The organism is Pseudomonas sp. 05N434 (assembly GCF_056396965.1).
Map to the genome: position 1 here is coordinate 1 of NZ_JBFTMK010000892.1, position 1,181 is coordinate 1,181.

Below are 1,181 nucleotides of genomic sequence, written 5' to 3' on the forward strand. Positions count from 1 at the left end.
CCGGTACGTCGATGGAACTGTCGGTCAGGGCCGAGCCGCCGATACCGTTCAGGTTCAGGCCGATCACCTTGTGCTCGATCACACCCAAGTCGCGGGCAACACGCTCGGCGGCCTGCAGTTCGGCACGGTGGCGCTGACCGTAATCGAAGCTCATGGTGTAGCAGCTGTAGCCTTCGGCACGGGCCATGGCCACGACCGTCGCCGAGTCCAGGCCGCCGGACAGCAGGATGACCGCACGTTTTTCAGCAGTGTTCAGTTGTTCAGTCATTTCAGCGCCCCGGCTCGTCATTCCAAAGATATTTATGCAGCTGCAATTGCAGACGCACAGGCAGATTGTCCGCCACCACCCAGTCCGCCAGATCACGTGCATTCAGGTCATGGTGGCTCGGCGAGAACAGGACTTCGCCGGCACGCTCGTTCAAACCGTATTGAATCAGCTTGGACACGGCCCAGTCATAGTCTTCCCGCGAGCAGATGACAAACTTCACCTGATCGTTGGGCGTGAGCAGTTCGATGTTCTCGTAGCGGTTGCGGTGGGCTTCTTTCGAACCCGGGGTTTTCAGGTCGACGACGCGACTGACCCGTGGATCGACCGCCGAGATGTCCAGCGCGCCGCTGGTTTCCAGCGACACTTCGTAACCGGCGTCACACAACTGCTTGAGCAAGGGAATGGCATTGGGTTGCGCCAAGGGCTCACCGCCCGTGACGCAGACGTAACGTGGGCGAAAACCGGCCACTTGCTCGAGGATGTCGTCGAGCGTGCGGAGGGTGCCGCCAGTGAACGCGTAGGCGCTGTCGCAGTATTGGCAACGCAATGGGCAACCGGTCAGGCGCACAAAAACAGTGGGCAGCCCGGCAGTCCGCGTTTCACCCTGCAACGAGTAGAAAACTTCGGTGATTCTCAATGTGTCTTGCATAGTCGCCACGGGCGTAACAGCTAAACAGGCTGTCCGCCTCCGTCAGGCACTTCAAGGAACCCCGCCAACGCGCAGATCCCAAAAAGCGTGTTTCATAAAAAGGGCATGAATTCTAACGAAAAAACCCGCGACAAGCGCGGGTTTCTTCAAAACGGGCTAAACAGGCTTACATGCGCTGCAAGTCCCGTTGCGCCAGCTGAGCGGCGGAAGTGCCCGGATATTGGGACACGACCTGTTGCAGAATGCCTTTGACCCGGTCGGTAT

Annotated in this window: 2 protein-coding genes and 1 pseudogene; all 3 read right to left on the reverse strand. The window is 59.0% G+C overall.

The genetic code is table 11. The features are described 5' to 3' along the window. A partial coding sequence (locus tag AC1DLB_RS30470; protein WP_477786340.1) for a 7-cyano-7-deazaguanine synthase occupies positions 1 to 268 on the reverse strand: 268 nt, incomplete at its 3' end. A gap of 1 nt (position 269) precedes the next feature. Continuing rightward, on the reverse strand, positions 270 to 917 hold the full coding sequence (queE, locus tag AC1DLB_RS30475) for a 7-carboxy-7-deazaguanine synthase QueE (protein WP_018926493.1): 648 nt from the start codon (positions 915 to 917) through the stop codon (positions 270 to 272). 166 nt (positions 918 to 1,083) lie between these two features. Beyond that, positions 1,084 to 1,181: pseudogene (locus AC1DLB_RS30480) on the reverse strand (tol-pal system protein YbgF); the annotation flags it as partial.

Excerpts from the sequence above, each read along its gene's own strand:
- queE (WP_018926493.1), bottom strand. The coding sequence starts at position 917 with ATGCAAGACACATTGAGAATCACCGAAGTTTTCTACTCGTTGCAGGGT.